Source organism: Nonomuraea sp. KM90, from assembly GCF_052246675.1.
Classification (GTDB): domain Bacteria; phylum Actinomycetota; class Actinomycetes; order Streptosporangiales; family Streptosporangiaceae; genus Nonomuraea.
In genome coordinates, this window is sequence record NZ_JBQQCB010000062.1 from 40711 (window position 1) to 62796 (window position 22086).

General features: G+C 72.2%; 18 protein-coding genes. 8 read left to right on the plus strand and 10 right to left on the minus strand.

Annotated features, from left to right (window positions below; translation table 11 throughout):
- Positions 1-46: 46 nt before the first annotated feature.
- Positions 47-1012 carry an aldo/keto reductase gene (locus tag ACTWPW_RS39665; RefSeq protein ID WP_375118912.1) on the plus strand — a complete coding sequence of 322 codons (966 nt, stop codon included), beginning with the start codon at positions 47-49 and terminating at the stop codon, positions 1010-1012.
- On the opposite strand, the gene ACTWPW_RS39670 is transcribed toward ACTWPW_RS39665, so the two are convergent.
- From ACTWPW_RS39670 to ACTWPW_RS39680, 3 genes are all read right to left on the minus strand, one after another.
- Entirely contained in the window at positions 988-1656 is a 669-nt protein-coding gene (locus tag ACTWPW_RS39670; protein WP_364131886.1) for a response regulator transcription factor, read from the minus strand. The genes ACTWPW_RS39665 and ACTWPW_RS39670 overlap by 25 nt on opposite strands.
- The gene (locus ACTWPW_RS39675; RefSeq protein WP_375118911.1) at positions 1637-2368 is read right to left on the minus strand and encodes a sensor histidine kinase; all 732 of its coding nucleotides are present in this window, start codon (positions 2366-2368) and stop codon (positions 1637-1639) included. Before ACTWPW_RS39675 ends, ACTWPW_RS39670 begins: the two co-directional genes overlap by 20 nt.
- 446 nt (positions 2369-2814) lie before the next feature.
- The gene (locus tag ACTWPW_RS39680) at positions 2815-3720 is read right to left on the minus strand and encodes a UbiA family prenyltransferase (protein ID WP_375118910.1); all 906 of its coding nucleotides are present in this window, start codon (positions 3718-3720) and stop codon (positions 2815-2817) included.
- 363 nt (positions 3721-4083) lie between these two features.
- Between ACTWPW_RS39680 and ACTWPW_RS39685 the strand changes: the two genes are divergently transcribed.
- Positions 4084-5841 (plus strand): 2-isopropylmalate synthase, encoded by a 1758-nt coding sequence (locus ACTWPW_RS39685; protein ID WP_443171698.1) that lies wholly within the window; start codon positions 4084-4086, stop codon positions 5839-5841.
- A 173-nt stretch (positions 5842-6014) separates the two neighbouring features.
- Positions 6015-8729, plus strand: coding sequence for a helix-turn-helix transcriptional regulator (locus tag ACTWPW_RS39690; protein ID WP_375118908.1), 2715 nt, complete (start codon positions 6015-6017; stop codon positions 8727-8729).
- 38 nt (positions 8730-8767) lie between these two features.
- On the opposite strand, the gene ACTWPW_RS39695 is transcribed toward ACTWPW_RS39690, so the two are convergent.
- Positions 8768-9067, minus strand: coding sequence for a DUF5988 family protein (locus ACTWPW_RS39695; protein WP_443171699.1), 300 nt, complete (start codon positions 9065-9067; stop codon positions 8768-8770).
- A 24-nt stretch (positions 9068-9091) separates the two neighbouring features.
- Complete coding sequence (locus ACTWPW_RS39700) at positions 9092-10615, minus strand: acyl-CoA carboxylase subunit beta (RefSeq protein WP_443171700.1); 1524 nt, start codon at positions 10613-10615, stop codon at positions 9092-9094.
- 169 nt (positions 10616-10784) lie between these two features.
- On the opposite strand from ACTWPW_RS39700, the gene ACTWPW_RS39705 reads away from it, so the two are divergent.
- Complete coding sequence (locus ACTWPW_RS39705) at positions 10785-13994, plus strand: GH92 family glycosyl hydrolase (protein WP_443171701.1); 3210 nt, start codon at positions 10785-10787, stop codon at positions 13992-13994.
- Positions 13995-14120: 126 nt separating this feature from the next.
- On the opposite strand, the gene ACTWPW_RS39710 is transcribed toward ACTWPW_RS39705, so the two are convergent.
- Both ACTWPW_RS39710 and ACTWPW_RS39715 read right to left on the minus strand, forming a co-directional pair.
- A complete protein-coding gene (locus ACTWPW_RS39710; RefSeq protein WP_443171702.1) occupies positions 14121-14312 on the minus strand; it encodes a hypothetical protein in 192 nt (63 codons plus the stop codon).
- 27 nt (positions 14313-14339) lie between these two features.
- The gene (locus tag ACTWPW_RS39715; RefSeq protein WP_443171703.1) at positions 14340-15182 is read right to left on the minus strand and encodes an alpha/beta fold hydrolase; all 843 of its coding nucleotides are present in this window, start codon (positions 15180-15182) and stop codon (positions 14340-14342) included.
- 163 nt (positions 15183-15345) lie between these two features.
- On the opposite strand from ACTWPW_RS39715, the gene ACTWPW_RS39720 reads away from it, so the two are divergent.
- The 4 genes from ACTWPW_RS39720 (at position 15346) to ACTWPW_RS39735 (ending at position 18703) form a co-directional block, all read left to right on the plus strand.
- A complete protein-coding gene (locus ACTWPW_RS39720) occupies positions 15346-15786 on the plus strand; it encodes a cupin domain-containing protein (protein ID WP_375118903.1) in 441 nt (146 codons plus the stop codon).
- On the plus strand, positions 15783-16109 hold the full coding sequence (locus ACTWPW_RS39725) for a LuxR family transcriptional regulator (RefSeq protein ID WP_375118902.1): 327 nt from the start codon (positions 15783-15785) through the stop codon (positions 16107-16109). Before ACTWPW_RS39720 ends, ACTWPW_RS39725 begins: the two co-directional genes overlap by 4 nt.
- Before the next feature lie 200 nt (positions 16110-16309).
- On the plus strand, positions 16310-17716 hold the full coding sequence (locus tag ACTWPW_RS39730; protein ID WP_443171704.1) for an MFS transporter: 1407 nt from the start codon (positions 16310-16312) through the stop codon (positions 17714-17716).
- Positions 17717-17818: 102 nt separating this feature from the next.
- Positions 17819-18703, plus strand: coding sequence for a GNAT family N-acetyltransferase (locus ACTWPW_RS39735; protein ID WP_375118900.1), 885 nt, complete (start codon positions 17819-17821; stop codon positions 18701-18703).
- A 71-nt stretch (positions 18704-18774) separates the two neighbouring features.
- On the opposite strand, the gene ACTWPW_RS39740 is transcribed toward ACTWPW_RS39735, so the two are convergent.
- The 3 genes from ACTWPW_RS39740 to ACTWPW_RS39750 all read right to left on the minus strand — a co-directional run.
- A complete protein-coding gene (locus ACTWPW_RS39740; protein ID WP_375118899.1) occupies positions 18775-19698 on the minus strand; it encodes an RNA polymerase sigma-70 factor in 924 nt (307 codons plus the stop codon).
- Positions 19695-20606: an NAD-dependent epimerase/dehydratase family protein gene (locus tag ACTWPW_RS39745; RefSeq protein ID WP_443171705.1), complete on the minus strand. Its 912-nt coding sequence runs from the start codon at positions 20604-20606 to the stop codon at positions 19695-19697. The genes ACTWPW_RS39740 and ACTWPW_RS39745 overlap by 4 nt, the downstream gene beginning before the upstream one ends.
- A gap of 161 nt (positions 20607-20767) precedes the next feature.
- Positions 20768-22086 (minus strand): carbohydrate-binding protein (locus tag ACTWPW_RS39750; RefSeq protein ID WP_443171706.1); only part of this gene is annotated, 1319 nt, incomplete at its 5' end.

The following is a 22086-nucleotide window of genomic DNA, read 5'->3' on the forward strand; positions in this document are numbered from 1 at the left end:
TTGACTGGTTCTGTTGACGAGGAAACGGCGTCGTGAAGGGGATTTCGTGCGTTACACGAGGTTGGGCGGTACGGGGCCGCTGGTCTCCGCCATCGGGCTGGGCACGCTCGCCCTGAGCGGGGCGTACGGGCGGGTCGACCCCGGCGAGGCCGCCCGGCTGGTGCGCAAGGCGCTCGACTCCGGCGTGACGCTGCTCGACACGGCGGACTTCTACGCAGGAGGGCAGGTCGAGAGCCTGATCGGGCGCGTGGTCTCCGGGCGGGCGGACGACGTGGTGGTGAGCACGCGGGGCGGCGTCGGCGCCGGCGGCCCCGATGGCCCGGCGGTGTTCGACGGGCGGCCCGACCGGCTCCAGCGGTCCTGCGAGTCCTCGCTCAGGCGCCTGCGTACCGACTGCATCGACCTGTACTTCCTGCACTGCCAGGACGAGCGGGTGCCGCTGGAGGAGAGCGTGACGCGCCTGGCCGAGCTGGTGCGGGCCGGGAAGATCCGCCGGCTGGGGGTGTCCGGCGGCACGCCGGAGCAGGTCCGGCGGGCGCACGCCGTCCACCCGGTGAGCGCGGTCGGCGTCGAGTTCTCCCTGTGGGGGCCGCTCCCGTCGCCCGAGCTGCTGGCCACCACGTACGAGCTGGGCATCACCGTGGTGGCCGCGCGCCCGCTCGGCCGGGGCTTCCTGACCGGGCGGATCAAGCCGGCGGCCGGCTTCGGCGCGGACGACTGGCGGTGCGGGGATCCCCGGTTCGGCGCCGACCACCGGCGCCACAGCCTCCGGCGGCTGCGGGCGCTCGACACCGAGGCCGCGCAGCTCGACCTGGGCACGGGACGGCTCGCGCTGAGCTGGCTGCTCTCACAGGGCGAGCACGTCGTCCCCGTGCCGAGCACCCGCGACCTGGTGCACCTGGAGATGAACCTGATGGCCTCCTCGGTGGAGCTGCCGCCCGAGACCCTCGGCAAGCTGGCCGGCCTCTTCGTCGCCGGCCACTACGCTCAGTCGCCCTCGCCCCTGCTCTGAGGCGAGATCAGGGCCGCGGCCAGCGCCTTGTTGACCGCGTCGATGCGCGAGACCGCGTTGAGCTTGACGAAGATGTTGCGCATGTGCCGCTTCACGGTGGCCTCGGCCAGGCTCAGGCGGCGCGCGATCTGCACGTTGCTCAGCGCCTGCGCCGCCAGTTGCAGCACCTCCAGCTCCTTCTCCGACAGCACCGCGGCGCTGGGCTCCTCCACCCGCGCCAGGCTGTGGCGGGAGACGGCGAGCACGACCCTGGAGGAGTCCTCGTGGACGCTGTGCACCGCCGCGATCAGCTCGTGCCGGTGCACGCTCTTGAGCAGGTAGCCGCGGATGCCCGCGGTCAGCAGCCGGGTGAGCAGCTGGGGCCCGTCGTACATGCTCAGGATGATGATCCGGCTCTCCGGCGACACCTTCCTGATCCGGGCGACGGTCTCGGTGACCTCGTCACCGGGGATCTCGACGTCGAGCAGCACCACGGCCGGCAGGGTCGCGGCGACCACGGACACGGCCGACTCGGAGTCGCCCGCCTCCCCCACGATGCTGATGCCGGCGTCGGCCTCCAGGATCTCCCGCACTCCCTCCCGGAACAGCGCATGGTCGTCCACCAGCACCACCGAGATCGCGCCGCTAGGCGTCGCGCCGGCCACGGGACTGCCTCTTGAACGGTACGAAGAGCTCCACGAGGCAGCCCTGCTCCGGCTCGCTGGAGACGACGACCCGGCCGTCGAGCAGCTCGGCGCGCTCGCGCATGGACGTCATCCCCACCCCGCGGCCACGCACGGCCGCCGGGTCGAATCCCCTGCCGTTGTCCTGCACCGACGCCGACAGCTCGTGGGGGGCGATGTTCACCCGCACCAGGACGATCCGCGGGGACCCGTGCGTGAGCGCGTTGCGCACCGCCTCGCGCAGGATGAGGAACGACTCGTCGAGCACCTGGGGCCCGGCCCACGTCTCGTCCCCGCTGACGTCGAGGGCGACGGAGACCTCGTCGTTCTCGACCGCCTCCAGGAAGCTCATCAGCGACTTCTCCAGGCTTCTGACCGGTGTCTGGGGATGCAGCTCCGACGTCAGCTGCCGCAGGTTCTCCATCGTCTCCAGGATGGCCTGCTGCACCACGGTGATCTTGGCCGAGGCGCGGGCCGCGTCGGACGCCCGGTACGCCTCCGAGAGTGCCAGCTGCTGGTGGGCCACGCTGATGCCGTGCCCGATGCGATCGTGCAGCTCGCGGGCGATGCGGCGGCGTTCCTCCTCCTGGGCCTCGTGCACCAGGTCGAGCAGGAAGCCGTGGTAACTGTCGGCAGCCTCACGGATGCGCCGCGACAGGCTCGCCTCCATGCCGGAGACGGCGAGTGTGAACAACTCCGCAGGCGAATCGGACTCTGCCGCTATTCTCCGGGCAAGATGGCGCAGTGCTGCGCTGAAAAAAAGTGAGCCCGCCTCAAGTGAGACCTTGGGGTGCACGCCGCCCGCCGCCCGCGCATTTCCAACTTCCCATGCGTGAAATTTGTACAGTTCACTAATCTGTACCTTTCCAGCGCGTAGCGTAGCCGCCACGTCGTCCAGGACGTACCTCGCGGTGGAAAGTGCCTGGTCCCTGGCGCGCTGATCAGCGAAAACGGGACTGCCGATGGACCGCAGGGCAGACTCGAAGTCGGCAAGTATTTCGTTACGACACATTTCAACTAATCTCGCCGGATCCCCCGCCCCGTGAACCTCCAATGTCCCCCCTCCGCCTGCGCGGGACCAGTCTTTCGAGCGCCCCCCTAACTATCCCTTACCCAGGGGCACTAATGCAACATTTAGTGTCATATATGGCTCATAAGAGCGGTCAGGTGAACGAGATGTTGCGTTCCCATGAATGCCCCGTACGGGCGCCGCCGGGTCCGGCGCCCGGCCGGCCCGCCCGCCGTGGTGGCCGCGCACGCGAACGCCCCCGCCACGGTCACGGCGGCGACGCCCGCCACCATGGCCAGGAAGACACCTGTCAGCGGCACCTCCAGCAGCTGGATGGCCAGGCCGAAGGCCGCGCACAGCCCGGCCGCCGCCGCGACCATCACGCACCGCGACACGCGCTCGCCGACCCGTACGCCGAACGTCCGCCGGCCCGCCGCGGCGTCCCCCGCGATGTCCGAGAGATCCTTCGCGGGCACGCCGACGAGCACCATCCAGCCGGTCGCCGCGGCGGCGAACGCGATCAGCGCGGCCGGCACGGGGACGCTCGCCCCCGCCGTCGCGACGACGAACCCGCCGAGGTAGGACAGCAGGCCCGACAGGCACAACACCGCGACCGTGCCCCCGGCGCTGCCCTTCAGCCGCAGCGGCGAGCCCGAGTAGAGGTAGCCCAGAGCCAGGTTGGCGGCGATGATCAGGAGCATCGGCAGCGGCAGCCCCACCGCGGCCACGAGCGCCAGGAAGGCCGCGGCGGCGGTCACGATCCCGGCCTCGCGCGGATGCAGGTCCCCTCTGGCGATCGGCCGGCCGGCGCCGTTGATCCGGTCCTCGGTCACGTCGGCGATGCCGTTGAAGAGGTAGACCGCGAAGATCGAGAGCACCCAGGCGGCCGCTCCCCGCAGGATCGTCAGCGGGGCGGGGGCCATGGCCACCGGCAGGGCCAGGGCGACGCCCGTCATGAAGCGGAGCAGGGAGACCGCCAGCACCAGCGGGCGGGCTTCGACGACGCACAGGGCGAGGGTTCGTGGAACGGTTGCCATGACCGGGAGTCTGAGAGCGATAGCCGCCATGGCTGGAGTGTGAGCCGCGTCATGGGCCTTGGTAAGGGGTCTGATCCGAAAGGCGTAGCGGGGATACACCTTTCGATACCCCTGCCGTGCTCACAGGGGATATCCGGCCCGAACTCGTGGCCCGCCGTCTTGTCCCGGCCCCGGCGCCGTCTATAGCTTCGGCCATACTCAAGCAGATTTCCACCGGGAACGGACCACTATCACCGAGAAAGCAGCGGGCACCGTACCCCTACGCCGCGCGTCGCTCCCAAGAAATGGCCGCGTCATCGCGGAATTCGGCGGACCGCCGCACGCCACCTGACGACGAGGTCATTCGGGAAAGGAAATCCGAGGATGCAGGGCGCCGAACGGTACACAGAATTCCGGCCTATCGATCTGACGGACCGCACCTGGCCCGGCAGACGCATCCGCACAGCCCCCCGCTGGCTGTCCACCGACCTGCGGGACGGCAACCAGTCGCTGGCCCGCCCGATGTCCCCCGCGCGCAAGCTCCAGATGTTCGAGCTGCTGGTGCGCATGGGTTACAAGGAGATCGAGGTCGGCTTCCCCGTCGCGAGCCAGGACGACCGCGACTTCGTACGCTTACTCATCGAGCAGGACCGCATCCCGGACGACGTCCGGATCACCGTGCTCACCCAGGCCCGCGAGGAGCTCATCAGGAGCACCCTCGACACGCTCAAGGGCGCCCCCCGCGCGATGATCCACATCTACAACGCCACCTCGCCGCTGTTCCGCCGGGTGGTCTTCGGCATCGACCGCGCCGGCTGCCGCGACCTGGCCGTCCACGCCACGCGCGTGATGATGGAGCACACCGGCCGCGTGCTCGGCGACTGCGACCTGGCCTACCAGTACTCCCCCGAGCTGTTCAACGAGACCGAGCTGGACTTCTCGCTGGAGGTGTGCGAGGCGGTCATGGACGTCTGGCAGCCGGAGGCGGGCCGCGGCATCATCCTGAACTTCCCCACGACCGTCGAGCGCTCGCTGCCCAACGTCTTCGCCGACCAGATCGAGTGGCTGGACCGCAACCTGTCCCGTCGCGAGCACGTCTGCCTGTCCATCCACCCCCACAACGACCGGGGCACCGGAGTGGCCTCGGCCGAGCTGGCGCTGCTGGCGGGGGCCGAGCGGATCGAGGGCTGCCTGTTCGGCAACGGCGAGCGCGCGGGCAACGTCTGCCTGGTGACGCTGGGCATGAACCTGTACGCGCAGGGCGTCGACCCGGGCATCGACTTCTCCGACCTCAACGCCGTGCGCCACACCGTCGAGCTGTGCAACCAGCTCCCGGTCCACCCGCGCCACCCCTACGGCGGCGACCTGGTCTACACCGCCTTCTCCGGCTCCCACCAGGACGCCATCAAGAAGGGCTTCGACGAGCGGGAGCGGCAGGCCGCCGCGACCGGGACGCCCGTGGACGAGCTGGCCTGGAGCATGCCGTACCTGCCGGTCGACCCCAAGGACGTGGGGCGGACCTACGAGGCGGTGGTCCGCGTGAACAGCCAGTCGGGCAAGGGCGGCGTGGCGTACGTGATGAGCGCCTGGCACGGGCTCAGCCTGCCCCGCGCGCTCCAGGCCGACCTGTCCGCCCGGGTCCAGGAGCAGGCCGACACGGCGGGCGGCGAGCTGTCGCCGGGCCGGATCGGCGCGCTGTTCCAGGAGGAGTACCTCTACCGCGGGGACCTGTCCGGCCCGCTGTCGCTGGGCAGCGAGCCGATCGCGGTGACCCTGCACGTGGACGGCGGCGTCGATCTCGACGGGCCCCGGGCGCAGGCCATCGAGGGCCTCGGCTCGGTGCTCAGCCCCTGGGGCATCCAGGTGCTCGCGGTGCACACGACCGCGCCGCCGCTGGACGACGACCAGATGCGGCCCGAGCGCCCGGTGCTCGGGGGCGGCTCGCCGCACGCCGTCATGATCTACGCCGAGCGCGGCACGGGCGACGGCACGACCTGGGGGGCGGGCCTCCACGACGACGTCGCCGCCGCCGCCTTCATGGCCGTCCGCGCGGCCCTCGGCGCCCGACCGGCGGACGGCGCGCAGCCGCGGCCGTCCCGCCGGCCCCTTCCCCAGCCCCGCCGCCTGGCGACCGCGGGCTGACGAGCGAGCGGCCGGTCCACGGCCGCCGGCACGAAAGGACGCTCCCATGACACGGATCAGAGCTGTGAGGAACAGGCCGCGGCGCAGGCGCGTCACCGGACTCGACCTCCGCACCCCGTCGGGCCGAACCCTGCCCTACTGACCTTTCCGACCAGGCACGAAGGAGGGCCGTCATGGCCGAGCACGATCAACGGCAGGGGATGGCCCTCCTGCGCGGGCTGCTGGACGAGGCGGTGGCCGGCCGGGGCCGCATCGCGGTGGTGACCGGCGCCATCGCCACCGGCAAGAGCCACCTGCTGTACGGGCTGACCGAGCACGCCTTCGACCACGGCGCCCTCCCGCTCACCGCGACGGGCTCCCTGGCGGAGCGCGACGTGCCCCTCGGCGTGCTCTCGCAGCTCGTGCACAACACGCCGATGATGGAGCAGCACCGTACGGTCACGCTCAGCCTCCTTCAGGAGGGCGCCCGCGCCCAGCTCGCGGGCGAGACCCTGGACCACGTGGACGTGCAGATCGTGGACGCGCTCTGCACGGTGCTGCTGGAGCTGTCGGAGCGCTGCCCGCTGCTGATCGTCGTGGACGATGCCCACCACGCCGACCGCGCCTCCCAGCTCTGCCTGTCCTACCTGGCCCGCCGGGTCAAGTACGCCAAGGTCATGCTGCTCTTCGGCACCCCCGACCACCACCCGAACCAGCACTTCCTGCTCCACTCCGACCTGCTGCGCCAGCCCCACTGCCGCCAGGTCCGGCTCACCCACCTGTCCGCCGAGGGCGTGGCCAGGCGGGTGGCCGAGCGGGCCGGGCTTGAGACGGCCGACCGGTACGCCGCCCGCTGCCACGAGCTGAGCGGCGGCAACCGGCTCCTGGTGGACGCCCTCGTGGAGGACTACCAGGCCGGCGGCGCCCCCGGCGACCGCTACGGCGACGCCGTGCTGACCTGCCTGCACCGCGCCGACCCGGACCTGCTGCTCGTCGCCCGCGGCCTCGCGGTGCTGGACGAGCCCGGCTCGGTCGCCCAGCTGCTCGGCGAGAACGAGACGGCCACCGCCCAGGCGGTCCAGGCGCTGACCCGGGCCGGGCTGCTCGCCGGAGGCCGTTTCCGCCACGAGAGCGCCAGGTCGGCGGTGCTGTCCACGCTCGACGCCCAGGACCGCGCCCACCTGCACCGCCGGGCCGCCGAGCTCACCTATCACGAGGGCGCCGCCGTGACGGTGGTGGCCGACCACCTGCTGCTGGGCGGCCGCGCGGACGACGCGTGGGCCCTGTCGATCCTGGAGGACGCGGCCGGCCAGGCGCTGCGCGACGGCGCCGTGGAGTCCGCGATCGAGTACCTCAAGCTGGCCTGGCAGGGCTGCGGCGACGAGCGGCGCCGGGCCAGGATCGCCACCAAGCTGGTACGCGCCAAGTGGCGGATCAACCCGAGCACCCCCGCCGGGCACCTGGCCGAGCTGACTGAGGCGCTGCACAAGGGCCACCTCGGCGGTGGCGACGCCGTGGTGCTGGCCAAGGCGCTGCTGTGGCACGGCCACACCGATGACGCCAGAGACGTCCTGAACCACCTCAAGGAGCTGGGCGAGCCGGACCGGGAGGGCCTGGCGGAGCTGGCCGTGGCCCGCGCCTGGCTCCGGGGCGCCTGCCCGACCTTCCTGCCGCACCTGCCGGAGCTGAGCGAGGAGGAGGCCGGCGGCGCCGCGCACTCGCTCAGCGCGAGCCGCCGCATCGATTCGGCGAACGCGCTGGTCCGGGCGCTGGCGGAGGGGCCGCGGCCGGAGACGGCGGCCACCGCCGAGCGCGTCCTGCGCGGCTCCCGGCTGGACGAGATGTCGATGGACACGGTCGAGAGCGCGCTGCTGACCCTGACCTACAGCGGCCGCGCCGACCGGGCGGCGCCCTGGTGCGACGCCTTCATCGAGGAGGCCGCCTCCCGCCACGCCCCGAGCCGGCAGGCCCGGCTCTCCGCCATCCGCGCGGAGATCGGCCTGCGCCGGGGCGAGCCGGCGGCGGCGGCCCGCGACGCCCGGCGGGCCCTGGAGCTCATCCCCCCGGCCAGCTGGGGTGTGGCGGTCGGCGGCCCGCTGGGTGCCCTGCTGCTGGCGGGCGCCGCCATGTCCCGCCACGAGGACTACCTGCTGCACGTCTCCCAGCCCGTGCCGGAGGCCATGCTGGAGACCCGCTTCGGCCTGCTCTACCTCTACGGCAAGGCCCGCTTCACCCTCATGGCGGGGCAGGCTGAGCAGGCCCTGCGCGACCTGCGGCTCTGCGGCGAGCTGACGGCCCGGTGGAAGCTGGACAGCCCGGAGTTCATCGCCTGGCGGGTGGACGCCGCCGAGGCCCTGGTCCGCCTCGGCGCGCCGGAGGAGGCGCGGCTGCTGGCCGAGGAGGAGATGGCGCGCTGCCACGGGCGGTCCAAGCGGGTGCACGGCATGGCCATGCGCGTGCTGGCCGCGACCGCCGAGAGCCGCCACCGGATCATGCTGCTGCGCCGGTCGGCCGAGCTGGTCCAGGCGGGCGGCGATAGGTACGAGCTGGCCAGGACGCTCTTCGACCTGGTCGCGGCCTACCACGCCAACGGGGAGTACCGTCGCGGCGGGATGCTGGCGCGGCGGGCCCGCGCCCTGGCGGAGGAGTGCCACGCCGACGGGCTGAGCCAGGCGCTGTCACCCGGCGAGCCCGCCGACGACGGCGTGACGGGCGTGCAGCCCATCCTCAGCGACGCCGAGCGGCGGGTGGCCGCGCTGGCCGCCGACGGCTACTCCAACCGGGACATCTCCGCCAAGCTGTACATCACGGTCAGCACCGTGGAGCAGCACCTGACGCGGGTCTACCGCAAGCTCAACGTCTCCCGGCGCGCCGACCTGCCGGCGAAGCTGGTGGGCGAGCGCCTGTAGGCGGGTCCTCGATGCCCACAGGCGCACGTGAGCGGCGGCTACTCCGCGATGGCGGTGTGCATGATCCACCGGAAGACGAGGGCCCGCTCGCCGTCGATCTCGGTGCTCTCGCCCTGGTGCCGGAAGTGCTCGTACCCGGCGCCGTGGGGCAGCTTGAGCGTGTCGGTGGCGGACCCCACGCTCTGGATCCGCCGGTCGGCGGCCAGGTGGTCCGGCCCTCCGACCAGGACCGCCGTGAACTGGGACGGGGCGATCTGGGACGGGGCGATCTGGGACGGGGCGACCTGGGACGGGGCGATCTGGGACGCGGTGATCTGGGACGCGGTGATGTGGGACATGGTGCGCCTCCTGTAGACGGTTCCTCACAACGGGATGTTGGAATGGCGTCCGCGGGCGCGCGGGGCGCGGGCCAGCGCCTCCGCGATCCGCAGCCGGGAGGTCTCCGGCGCGATGACCTCGTCCACGACGCCGATGGCCACGGCCCGCTCGACCCCGCCGGCGACCCGGCGGTGCTCCTCGGCCAGGCGGGCGCGCAGCTCCTCGCGCTCCGCCTCGGGGGCGGCCGCGAGGGCCTTCCTGTGCAGGACGCCGACGGCCGACTCCGCGCCCATGACCGCGACCTCCGCGCCCGGCCAGGCGAACGTGGTGGTCGCGCCGAGCGAGCGGGAGTTCATCGCGATGTACGCCCCGCCGTACGCCTTGCGGGTGATCAGGGTGACGCGGGGCACGACCGACTCGGCGAAGGCGTGCAGGAGCTTGGCGCCCCGGCGTACGACGCCGCCCCATTCCTGCCCCACGCCCGGCAGGTAGCCGGGGACGTCCACCAGCACGACGAGCGGGATGCCCTGGGAGTCGCACATGCGGACGAAGCGGGCGCTCTTCTCGGCCGACAGCGAGTCGAGGCAGCCGCCCTTGTGCCGCGGGTTGTTGGCGAGCACCCCGACGGACCGGCCGCCGAGCCGCCCGAGTCCGACCAGGATGTTGGCGGCCCAGCGGGGCTGCAGCTCCTCGAACCCGCCGGCGTCCAGCAGCTCCCGCACCAGCGGGCGCACGTCGTAGGCGCGGCGCGGCGACTCGGGCAGCAGCGACCGCAGGTCCCGGGGCTCGCGGAGCGCGGCCAGGTCGGGCGTGCCGTGGTCGGCGAAGATCCCGGCCAGGCCGCGGGCGCGGCGCAGGGCGTCCGCCTCGTCGGCGGCCAGGATGTGCGCCACGCCCGACTTGCGGCCGTGCGCCTCCGGGCCGCCGAGCCCGGCCATGTCGATGGACTCGCCGGTGACGTTGCGGACGATGTCGGGCCCGGTCACGAAGACGCGGCCGGAGTCGGCCATGATGACGACGTCGGTGAGCGCGGGGCCGTAGGCCGCGGCGCCGGCCGCGGGCCCGAGGATGACCGAGATCTGCGGCACCACGCCGGAGGCCCAGGTCATGGCCGCGAACATGCGGCCCACGCCGTCCATGGACTCCACGCCGTCGGCGAGCCGGGCGCCGCCCGAGTGCCACAGGCCGATCACCGGGCAGCCCTGGCGCACGGCGGCCTCGATGCCGTCCACGATGTGCCGGGCGCCGTCCGCGCCCAGCGCGCCGCCCATCCGGCGGGCGTCGGTGCAGAACGCGACGACCGGCGCGCCGCCGATCAGCCCGTGCACGGCCAGCACCCCGCTCTCGTCGTCGCCGTGGAGCGGGACGGCCGAACCCGGGTCGAGCAGCCGGGCGAGCCGGATCGACGGGTCCCGGGGATCGGCGGCGGGCCCCGCGGCGGATCCCGCGGCGGATCCCGCGGCGGATCCCGCGGCGGATCCCGCGGCGGATCCTGCGGCGGATCCTGCGGCGGGCCCTACGGCGGACTCTGCGGGGCTTTCGACGGGGACCGTGGACACGACTGTCATCGCTGCTTTCCTCACGCCGGCTCGACACACGTACTCGCGAATGTGACAAAGCCGCCCTGACCAGCCAACCCCTATCCGTGGTGGCAGCTTCTGACCGCCCTTTCTGCTCGTTGACCCTGATCAGCCGATCTCGGTTGTGTGATACAGATCTCTCCCTTGGAGGACTGCCGTGTCTCAATGGTCCTTACCGGTCGTGGCCGCCCTGGTCGCGACGGCGATACTCCCACCCGGCTCCGTCGCCGCGTCCACCTCGTCGGACGTCGTCATGGAGCGCAATCCCGCCGCCCTGGTGAACGTCTTCCACGGCACCAAGGAGGCGGCCTCCGACTTCGGCCACGGGGGAGGCGGTGGCATGACCTTCCCCGGTGCCGTCCTGCCCTTCGGCATGATGCAGTGGAGCCCCGACACCGTGGGCAACGCGGGCGGCGGCTACCGGTATGAGGACAACCGGCTGCGCGGATATTCCATGACCCACATCTCCGGGCCCGGCTGCACGGGCGCCCAGGACTTCCCCGTGCTGCCGTTCTCCGGCACGGTCGGCCGCTCGCCCGCCACCCACGGCGAGGACTACGTCCAGACCTTCAAGCACGAGAAGGAGCAGGCCTCCCCCGGCTTCTACAGCAGCGTCCTGGACACCGGGATCAAGACGGAGCTCTCGGTGAGCATGCGGGCGGGCGTGGCCCGCTTCACCTTCCCGCAGGGCAAGCCCGGCACCGTGCTGCTGAACACCAGCGGCTCGGTCAACGGCGTCGACGACGGCGAGACCCGGATCAGCGGGAACACCGTCCAGGGCTGGGTCCAGACCGGCGGCTTCTGCGGCCCGCCGATGCGCTACAAGGTCTACTTCCACGCCACCTTCGACCAGCCCGTGACCGGCTTCGGCACGTGGAAGGACGACGAGGTGCTGCCGGGCGCCCAGACGGTCGAGAACGCCGGGGCGGCCAAGGTCCGGGGCGAGGTGTTCACCGCCGGTGACGTGACCGTCAACGGGCCCGGCTCGGGGGCGTACCTGCAGTTCGACCCCGCCCGGCCGGTCCAGATGCGGGTCGGGCTGTCGTACGTGAGCATCGACGGCGCCAGGAACAACCTCGCGACCGAGATCGCCGGCAAGGGCCTCGACCAGGTCAAGCAGGAGGCCGGCGCGGTCTGGTCCGAGCGCCTGGGCCGGGTGTCGGTCGGCGGCGGCACCGTGGACCAGCGGCGCACGTTCTACAGCAACCTCTACCACGCGCTGCTCCAGCCGTACGTGTTCGAGGACGCCGACGGCACCTACACCGGCATGGACGGCAAGCAACGCACCGTCCGGCCCGGCCACCACCACTACGCGACCTTCTCCGGCTGGGACATCTACCGCAGCGAGGTGCAGCTCCTGGCCCTGCTCGCGCCGGACGTCGCCAGTGACATCGCCCAGTCGATGTACGACAACGCGCAGTCCCTCGGCAACGTCTGGGATCGGTGGTCGCACCAGACCGCCGTCACCGGCGTCATGGTCGGCGACCCGTTCCACGTGATCCTGTCCACCATGTACGCCTTCGGCGCCCGCGACTTCGAGTACGCCGCCGCGCTGAAGGCCATGGCCGCCGCCGCCCGCCGCGTCGGCCCCATGGACATCGGCCACCCGCTGATCGGCTACGACGAACGACCGGGCAACGCCGCCTTCATGAGCAAGGGTTACGTCCCCTCCGACTCCTCCACCACCCTCGAGTACGGCGTGGCCGACTTCGGCATCGCCCAGCTCGCCTCCCGGCTCGGCGACTCGACCACGGCCGGCGAGTTCATGAAGCGGGCGCAGGCCTGGCAGAGCCTGTACAACCCGGCCAACGACTGGGTCCAGCCGCGCATGGGCGACGGCTCGTTCCTGGCCCCCTTCGACCCGGGCAGCCCCGGCACGTACATGGAGGGCAACGGCGCCCAGTACCACTGGATGGTGCCGCACAACGCGGGCGGCCTGTTCACCGCGATGGGCGGGCGGGACAAGGCGATCGCCCGGCTGGACGAGTACTTCACCGAGCTCAACGCCGGGCCGGCCCGGCCCTTCGCCTACATGGGCAACGAGCCCGCGCTGCCCGCGCCCTGGCTGTACGCGTGGGCGGGGCAGCCGTACAAGACCCAGGCGCTGGTGCGGCGGGTGCAGAAGGAGCTGTTCGGGCCGGGGCCGGACGGCCTGGTCGGCAACGACGACCTGGGCGCCATGGGCTCCTGGTACGTGTGGTCGGCCATCGGCCTGTTCCCGGCGATCCCCGGCCGCGCCGAGCTGTTCGTGAACACACCCCTGTTCGACCGGGTCACGATCGACCGTCCCGGCAGCGCGGACATCGTCGTCAACGCCCCCGGTGCCGCCAACCCGTACATCCGATCCCTCCTGGTCAACGGCGTGGAGACCAGCAAGGCCTGGCTGCCGGAGACGTTCGCGACCGCGGGCGGGCGGCTCGACTTCGCGCTCAGCGCCTATGCCAACCGGGCGTTCGGCTCCACGCCGCGCGACCTGCCGCCCTCCTTCGGCCAGGGGTCGAAGCCGTACCTGACCGGTCTCGCCCCCGGCAGCGGCCCGGTGGAGCCCGGCGGCGTCTTCGCGACGGAGCTCGCGGCCCGCAGCCTCGGCCAGGCGGCCACCCTCACCTGGCGGGCCGACCCGCCGGCAGGCGTCACGGTGTCGCCGGCCAGCGGTGTGCTGAACGTGGCCGCGGGCGGCAAGGCGCAGGTCAAGCTGGCCATCTCGGTGTCCGGCAGCGTCCCGCGCGGCTTCCACACGGTGCCGATCACGGTCGGGGACACCGCGACCAGCGTGCGCCTCAACGTCGCCACCCGGGGCACCCCGCAGTGGCACCACAACAACGCGGGCATCGGCGACGCCACCGCGCCCGGCGAGGCCAACCTCGACGGCCCCGGCTTCAGCTACTCGGGCCAGGCCCTGGCGGAGGCGGGCCTCAGCCCCGGTGCGACGGTGACCTGGAAGGACTTCCGCTTCACCTGGCCCGGCACCAAGAGGGGCGAGTGGGACAACCTCCAGCCCGGCACGCAGCCTCTCGAGGTCGCCGCCCCGGCCGGAGCCACCAAGCTCTCCTTCCTGGGTGCGGGCGTCGAGGATGTGGAGTCGACGGTGACCATCACCTACACGGACGGCACGACGGGCACGGCCAAGCTGGGCTTCAGTGACTGGGTCCTGGACTTCGGCGGGGACGATCCGGAGTTCGGCAACGAGATCGTGGCCACCACGCCGTACCGCCTGTTCTGGGGATCCTGGGAGCTGCAGCCCATCAACGCGTACGTCTTCGCCTCCCAGCCCATCGCCCTCGACCCCGGCAAGACCGTCAAGAGCCTGACCTTCTCCCCCGTGGAGGAGGGCCAGCTCCACCTCTTCACCTGGTCCTTCGCCTGACCCATCACCTGACCCATCACCTGACCCATCACCGACCCGGAGCCCCGCCCCCGCCTCGCGGGGGTGGGGCTTCCCCATGATGGGGCCCCTGTCCGAGACCGAGAAACGGCCCGTGCCCGCTGGGCTTCACGGGGGGCGGTCGTTCCTGCCCGAAGGCGTCGCCGTGAGGTACGCGCCACGCACCCCGACCACGTCGCGGGATCGCCCGACCGCGGGCGCGTCACACCGGAGACCGATGCCGACCGGCCGGCCGCCGACCTGCTCACCGGCGACCTGCTCACCGGCGACCCCGGCCGCCGCGTATGCCGAGGACCTCATCACGTGGGCGAGGACCCGCGTGTCCGGTCAACCGTGACCGCCCCAGAACCGATCCAGCTCCGCGCAGATGAAGTCCGGTCGCTCCTGGAACACCCAGTGGCCGCACTCCTCGATGACTCCGCCCTGGGCGTTCGCCGCGATGGCCCGCGCGCTGTCGACGCAGTGCGACCCGAAGGACGACCGACCGCCCCACGCCATCATCGGGACGGTCAGCCTCTCCGCGGTCAGCTCCCTCGTCTGCTCGGCCATCTGCGGGATGTAGCCGTAGAGGTTGAGGCTCGCGCGCAGATTGCCCGGTTGGCGCATCTGCATGACGTACACCTGGATCTCCGATTCCGGCATCGCGGTCGGATCGTAGGCGAAGTCCCGGAAGAAGTGCCTCAGGTACTGCTCCTCGCGTCCCTCGATGAGGAAGCGGGTGACGTCCATGTTCATGTGCATCCCGAGGTGCCAGTACGCCAGGCGGGGGTCCACGTAGCCCGGGTAGTCGAGGCCGAAGAAGGGCGTCTCGATCGTCGAGAGCGACAGGGCGCGGTCAGCTGCCAGGTAGGCGAGGGCGACGGCGGACGGCCCGCCGAGGTCATGGCTCAGGATGTGGAACCGCTCCACCTTCTCGGCGGCGAGCAGGCCCAGCATGTCGGCCGCGATCGTCCTGGGCTCGTAACCGCTGAACGGCTTGTCGCTGTCGGCGAATCCCCTCAGGTCGGGGGCGATGAAACGGTATCTGTGGCTCAGCCGCTCCATGATGACGAGATATTCGCGGTGCGTCTCCGGCCAGCCGTGCATGCACAGCACGGCCGGCCCCGAACCGGCGGTGACGTAATGGAGCCGGATCCCGTTGGTCTCGGCGCGCTTGTGTTGCAGGTCCATCAGATCCCCCTGTGCTTGCACCTTCCCGTTGCCCGCCCATGCGCAGGCAACGATCAGGCCATCGCTGTGGCTTGGAGTCCCCCTGTCACACATCGGGAAGCTGCCCTGTCTGAGTTGGTGCACGGCCGGATCGAGCCGGCCACCGTACCGTGAGGGAAGCCTGATGAGCACCGATCACGCAAACGCACACCACCTCGACAACCCCGACAAGAGCGGTCCGCCGCCGAAGATCGACGTGGTGGCCACCGTGCCGGGGGCGCCTCCCGCGCCGGAGGGGGCCGAGGCGATGACGCTCCTGGTCACGTTGCCGCCGAACAGCCCCGGCGCGCCGCCTCACCGGCACTCCGGGCCCGCGTACGGGTTCGTGGTCAAGGGGGCCATCAACTTCGAGATCGAAGGCGAGCCCGCGCGGGTGGTGCGGGCCGGTGAGGCGTTCTGGGAGCCCGGCGGGGACGTGATCCACTACCAGGACGGCAACCATCTCACCGACGAGGAGTCGGCGTTCACGGTGACGATGTTCTGCGCGCCCGGGCAGCCGATGCTGACCGTGGTCAGCCCGGAGGAGCTGGAAGCCCGGCGAGACCGCCGCGCGCCGCGGCCATGACCAAGGTCTCGCTGACCGCGCTGGCCCGCAATCTGCTCACGCGTGCCCGTGAGTCGAGCAGCGGCCGCAGCGCCACCACTGTCCACGGTGGGCACGAGCGTTCACTGCGCCAGACCGTGATCGCCTTGCGGAAGGGCGAGCACATGCACGAGCACGAGCATCCCGGCGAGGTCACGGTGCACGTGCTGCACGGGCAGGTACGGCTCGTCGCCGGGCCCCTCTCGTGGGACGGGCTGCCGGGCGATCTGCTGGTCATGCCCGACCGCCGTCACCGCGTGGAGGCCGTACAGGACTGCGCGTTCCTGTTCAGCACGGCACGCTGAACGCGAAGGAGGCGGGAACCGGTTCCGGTTCCCGCCTTCAGCGTTGCCTCTGCGTCAGTAGTGTTACGCGAATCCGTTTCGCACTGGTGAAACGCAGTGTGATGTACGACACTCTTCCTAGAACTCCGGTCTAGAACCGTGTTCGGGGGGTTCCCACGTCCAGCGTGCCACTGGGGAGCACCTACCGCGGAGGAGAAGCCATGGTGAAGACCGTCGCCCGCGAACGCCGCCGACTCGGATCCCCGCCACCGGGCGGCATCAGCCCGACCGATCCGAACCCCTTCGGGTGGGGGCCGTTCGTCGTACTGTTCGTCGTCGGCATGGTCGATCGCATCGAAGCCAACCTGATGTCCGGCGTGCTGCCGCTGATCCAGGCCGAATGGGGCTTCAGCGACACCGCGGCCGGATCCATCCCGACCGCCGCCGCGCTGGCCGCCGCCCTCGTCGCGCTGCCCGCCGGCTACCTCGCCGACCGTCACAGCCGGACCAGGATCATCGGGATCGTGGTCCTCTGCTGGGCCCTGGCCACCCTCGGCTCCGGCCTGGCCGCCGGGTTCGCCGTCTTCTACCTCATGCGGGTGCTGCTCGCCGCCGCCGAGAACATCGACAACCCCGCCGTCGGCAGCCTGCTCGCCGACTTCTACCCGGCCGCGACGCGCATGCAGGTGTACGGCTGGACCCGGATGACCACCTACCTCGGCGGCGTCGGCACCCTGCTCGGCGGCGTCATCGGCCAGGCGTTCGGCTGGCGGGCCGCGTTCCTGCTGATGGCGATCCCGGGAGCGCTGACCGCCATCCTCGTCTGGCGGCTGCGCGAGCCCCGCCGCGGCCAGATCGACAAGATCATGGCCACCGCCGCCGTGGTGCCCCAGCAGGCCCCACCCCCCGGCGCGCTCGAACCACCGCAGGCCGGCCCGCCCGAGGCCGACCCCGCCCCCACCCCCGGCGCCACCGTGAAGCCGCCCTTCTGGCCCCAGGTCCGCCAGGTCCTGGCCATCCGCACCCTGATCCTCGTCGCCCTCGGCGTGATGATCCTGACCCTCGGCCTCGGCGGCATCTACGTCTGGCTGCCGTCCCTCATGGTCCGCGTCTTCGGGATGACGACCGGCGTCGCCAGCAGCATCAGCGGCGGCGTCACCATCGTGGGCGTGCTGGCCGGCACCGTGCTCGGCTCCCACCTCGGCAAGCGGGTGCACGGCCGCGTCAAGGGCGGCCGGCTGCTCATCGGCGGCGCCGGCATCACGATCGGCTCGGCCCTCCTCGGCGTCGCCCTGCTGATGAGCTCGCCGGTGGCGCTGGTGATCCTCGTGCTGCTGGCCGTCACGATCTCCTCCACCGCGATCCCCACGTGCACGGCCTGCATCGCCGACGTCGTGGTGGCCAGGTCACGCGGCGTCGGCTTCGCCGTCCTGCAGTTCCTGCTGACGATCGGCGTCGCCTTCGGCCCCCTCGTCGTCGGCCTGACCTCCGACGCCACCGGCTCCCTGCTCATGGCCATGTACGCGCTGATCGTGCCCATGATCCTCGGCGGCCTGGTGGTGCTGTCCTCCCGCGGCTCGTACGAGCGGGAGGCGGCCCGCGTCCTCGACGACGCCCGCCACTCCTGACCGCCCCCGGAGCCCGTGCCCACCTCGGCGGGCACGGGCTCCGCCGTCCCGTGGCACCACGAACGCGCTCGACGAGGTGAGGCATCACCTAGTGTGCGAACCGTGAGCGATGTCATCGACAGCCACCGCGAGCGCGTGCGAGCCGCCGACCCTCTGGTCGCCGTCACGGATCTCGGCGAAGACCCGATCGAGACCCCGGACGCCGTCGGCACGTCCTCGGTGGCCACGGCCGACCCCGACGCCCGGTCAGTGCAGTGGGGCCCGCCCACCACCTACACGCTCCGCGCCGCGGTCGCCGGTGACGACCCCGCGGACTCCCTCGGCCGTCTCCTCGACCGCTGGATCCCGGCCCTCGACGCCGAGCCGGGCTCCGGGCTCGTGGTGAGCTGGCCGAGCCGGGACACCGCGCCTGTCGCGGCACTGGTCAGGCGGGGGTTCGCGCCGCGGTCCGTGCTCGCCGTCCGGGTCTCTCCCGCTCCGGCCGCGGAGCGGCCGCCCGCCGGTGTACGGCGGGCGGCTGTACGGCGGGCGGTGGCGGATGATCTGGACGCCATGTGCCGGCTGTACCTGGAGCTGGTCGCCTACGAGGCGCAGTTCGGCTGGGTTCCGGTGCTGCCCTCGACGCCCGCCGCCGCCCGGGCCGAACTCGAGGAGAAACTCGCCCGTGGCGACGGCTGGTGCTGGCTGGCCGAGCAGGACGGTGCGGTCGCCGGCATGCTCTCGGTCCACCACCCTGACCACGCGGGGCGGATCGCGCCCGCCGTGCTGGCTTCGCCCGTGGCGTACGTGGGTTCCCTGTACGCGCGCGCGGGCAGCAGGGGCCGCGGCATCGGCGCCGCACTGGCCGCCCACGCCCATGCCGAGGTGGCGGCGGCCGGCGTCGAGACCGTGCTGGTGCACTACGTGGCCCCCAACCCGCTGTCGGTCCCCTTCTGGTCCCGCCAGGGCTACCGGCCACTGGTCACGTCGTGGGGACGGTGGGTCTAGCGCCCGCCACCCGGGCCGCAGGCGGCTCCTCCCGGTCAGCCGTCGTCCGGGCCGCAGGCGGCTCCTCCGGGTCAGCCCGCAGGCCGGCGGGCCTGATTCGCCTCGCGGATGACCGCCCAGGCGTCCGCCACCGGACCGAGATGGCCGAGCTTGTCGGGGTTGAGCACCGCGCGGATCGTCTGGATCTGCCCGTCGAGAATGTCGAGGGCCAGGGTGTTGACGACCTCGCCGTCCCGGTTGCGGAAGATCGCCCCCGGCTGGCCGTTCACCTCGTGCGCCGCCACGACCCCGCCGATCCGGATGAACGGCGGGACGATCGATGCCAGCACCCGGGCCACGTTGCCGGCCCCGAAGACGCCCTTGCCCCATTGCGGGGCCTTGCCACCGCTGTCGCTGACCATCTGAACGTCGGCGGCGAGCAGCTCACGCAACCCGGCGACGTCCCCGGCCCGGAAGGCGGCGAAGAACCGATCGGCGAGCTCCTCCCGCTCCCGGCGGCCGGCCGCGAACCGAGCGCGTCCCGCCTCCATGTGGCGGCGGGCCCGTACCGTGAGCTGGCGGCAGGCCGCCTCCGACCGCCCCACCGCCGACGCGACCTCGCCGAAGCCGAACCCGAACACCTCGCGCAGCACGAAGACCGCCCGCTCCAGCGGGCTGAGCCGCTCCAGCAGGAGCAGGGCCGCCATCGACACCGAGTCGGCCAGCTCCGCCGAGCGCTCCGGGTCGGCGTACGGGTCGGTGAGCAGCGGCTCGGGCAGCCACGTCCCGGCGTACTCCTCCCGCCGGGCGCGGGCCGAACGCAGCACGTCGATCGAGATCCGGCTCACCACCGCCGACAGGAACGCCTTGGTCGACGTGGGGCGGGTCGGCGTGGCCTCGTAGCGCAGCCAGGTCTCCTGGACCGCGTCCTCGGCCTCGCTCACGCTGCCGAGGATCCGGTACGCGATCGAGAACAGCAGCGGCCGCAGCTCCTCGAACTCCTCGGCCCGCCTCACGCCAGCTCCTCCTTGAACCCCTGCCGCCACGAGGGATAGCGCAGCTCCCAGCCGAGCTCCCGCTTGGCCTTGGCGTTGGAGAAGCCGCGCCCCTCGGTCATCATCGTCACCGCGGTCCGCCCGGCCAGCGGCCGGGCCAGCCAGGTGGGGATCCGCATCGGCGGCCTGGCCCCCGCGCACTCCGCCAGATAGGGCAGCCACTCGCGGGCCGGGGCCGGCTCGTCGTCGACGATGTTGAACACCCCTCTCACCCGCTGCTCCACCGCCAGCACGGTGGCGCCGGCCGCGTCGTCGAGATGCACCCACGAGCTGTGGCCGGCGCCGTTCCCGACGACCGGGTACTGCCGCTTGCGCACCAGTTCGACCTGGTCGTCGGTGGCGCCCGGCCCGTAGAAGGCGCCGTACCGCAGGACCGCGCCGCCGGCCTTGACGACCACGTCCTCGAGGTGGCGGATCGCCTGCGCCCCCTGGCCCGTGCTCGTCGGGTCCAGCGGGTCCTCCTCGGTCTTGACCCATCCGCCCTCGCGGATGCCGTTCCAGGAGGCGTAGCTCTGCGCGACGAAGTGGGCCACGCCGACCGCCTCGGCGGCGGCCAGCAGGTGGTCCGTCCCCTCGGTACGCAGCCGGTTGGTGGTGGCGAACCAGCGGTCGAAGTGCTTGATGTCAGGCTTGCCAGAGATAGCGGTCATCTGATGCACCATCACCTCCGGCCGGGCCTCGGCCACCGCCTCCCCGACCGACAGCGCGTCCAGCCCGTCCATCACCACGGCCTCCGCACCCAACCGCTCCAGCAGGCCCACCTTGGCCGCGCTCGTCGTCGTGGCCGTCACCTGGTGCCCCCGGGCCACCAACCGCGGCACCAGCCGCCGCCCCACGACCCCCGCCGCGCCCGCCACGAACACCCGCATGACCATCACCTTCCAGATTCCGAGCCTGCCCTCGGAACCCGAGACGAGACAGCCCCGCCATCTGTGACATGGCCGGCTCGTCCGTGACGACGCCGAGCGGCCCGCGCACCCGTAGCTCGGGGTCGCGGGCCGCCTGGTCGTTCGGCCTTCGGGGAGCCGGATCAGCGGGTCGCCGCGAACTGGCCGACCCAGTACGCCGTGCGGTCCAGGTACGCGGTCTGGGCCGAGGCGCCGGTGCGCCCGTAGGCGCCCTCGTAGCTCTGGTAGCCCGCCCGCGCGACCGCCGGCTCGATCACGCTGCCCTCGTGCCACTCGTTGAAGGAGGTGATCGACACCCACGTGGGTCCGGTCCGCAGGGCGTTGGACCACTCCCGGTCGTAGGTGGCGCCGTTGTCCCGGGTGAGGGTGGGGGTGGTGTTGCCGGGCACCGCGCGGTCGTCGACATAGCCGGGCCCCACGGACGGGGCCCACACCAGCCCGTGCTGGCGCGCGTAGTCCGCGGCCTGCTGCCAGCCGGGCGCGGTGGCGCCGGCGATCGCGTCGTAGGTGTACATGCCGTTGAAGTTCGCGATCTTGGTGGTGTCGGTGGTCTGGGCCAGGATGACGTTGCTCTGGTTCACCTGGCTCAGGGCGGACCAGTCGGTGATGCGCAGGCTCTCGAAGACGTAGAACGCGTTGCTGAAGGCCGGGTGCGGCCCGTACGTCTGGTTGATGTAGCGGATGTCGTCCACGGTGGAGGTCGCGCTGCGGCCGGAGTAGGGCTCCAGGTGCCAGGCCACCTTGAGTCCCTCCCTCGCCGCCGCGTCCAGGACGCCCCGGGCGAGGTTGTCCTCGTAGCTGCCACGGCCCCACCAGCTCAGCACCACCACCCCGACGCCCGCCTGCCTGATCCACTTCATGTGCTGGGCCACCGCCCCGGTGAAGTCGCCGGAGTCGTAGGCGCCGAGCGCGGGGTAGAAGTCGGCGCCGATGTCGTCGGGAGGGGTGCGCCCGCCCTGCTGCCAGTGCCGCCAGCCGCCGTTCACCTGGGGCGAGCCGTACCAGGGGTAGTAGAAGACGTGCACCTTGTCCGACGCCGGAGCCGTACCGCCGCTCCCCAGGGTGATGGTGTCGATGTCGAAGAGGTTGCCGCTACCGCCGGTGAAGACCAGGAAGAGCGGTCCGGTGGCGGAGCCGGTCAGCGTGGTGGTGACGTTCTGGAAGCTCTCCCACCCGCCCGTGACAGGTACGGCCACCGAGCCGAGCAGGGTGCCGGTCGCCGACCCCGAACGCACCTGGATCGTCCCACCCACCCCGCCGGACGAGACCCGCGCCGAGAACGTCTTCGCACCACCCGTGCCGACGTTCGAGTACCCCGCCCAGTCGCCGTTGTCCACGTAACCGAGCGTCCGGCCACCGCTGGCCGGCGCGTGCGTGGCCACCTGCACCCCGGAACCGGAGGTGTACGACTCCCCCTCGGCCGTCGTGCTCGGCGCCGTCC

Coding starts and splice junctions, on each gene's coding strand:
- ACTWPW_RS39720 (WP_375118903.1), top strand. CDS start 15,346: ATGAGCACCGATCACGCAAACGCACACCACCTCGACAACCCCGACAAG.
- ACTWPW_RS39725 (WP_375118902.1), top strand. CDS start 15,783: ATGACCAAGGTCTCGCTGACCGCGCTGGCCCGCAATCTGCTCACGCGT.
- ACTWPW_RS39745 (WP_443171705.1), bottom strand. CDS start 20,606: ATGCGGGTGTTCGTGGCGGGCGCGGCGGGGGTCGTGGGGCGGCGGCTG.
- ACTWPW_RS39700 (WP_443171700.1), bottom strand. CDS start 10,615: ATGACAGTCGTGTCCACGGTCCCCGTCGAAAGCCCCGCAGAGTCCGCC.
- ACTWPW_RS39685 (WP_443171698.1), top strand. CDS start 4,084: ATGCAGGGCGCCGAACGGTACACAGAATTCCGGCCTATCGATCTGACG.
- ACTWPW_RS39715 (WP_443171703.1), bottom strand. CDS start 15,182: ATGGACCTGCAACACAAGCGCGCCGAGACCAACGGGATCCGGCTCCAT.
- ACTWPW_RS39680 (WP_375118910.1), bottom strand. CDS start 3,720: ATGGCAACCGTTCCACGAACCCTCGCCCTGTGCGTCGTCGAAGCCCGC.
- ACTWPW_RS39695 (WP_443171699.1), bottom strand. CDS start 9,067: ATGTCCCACATCACCGCGTCCCAGATCACCGCGTCCCAGATCGCCCCG.
- ACTWPW_RS39690 (WP_375118908.1), top strand. CDS start 6,015: ATGGCCGAGCACGATCAACGGCAGGGGATGGCCCTCCTGCGCGGGCTG.
- ACTWPW_RS39710 (WP_443171702.1), bottom strand. CDS start 14,312: ATGAGGTCCTCGGCATACGCGGCGGCCGGGGTCGCCGGTGAGCAGGTC.
- ACTWPW_RS39730 (WP_443171704.1), top strand. CDS start 16,310: ATGGTGAAGACCGTCGCCCGCGAACGCCGCCGACTCGGATCCCCGCCA.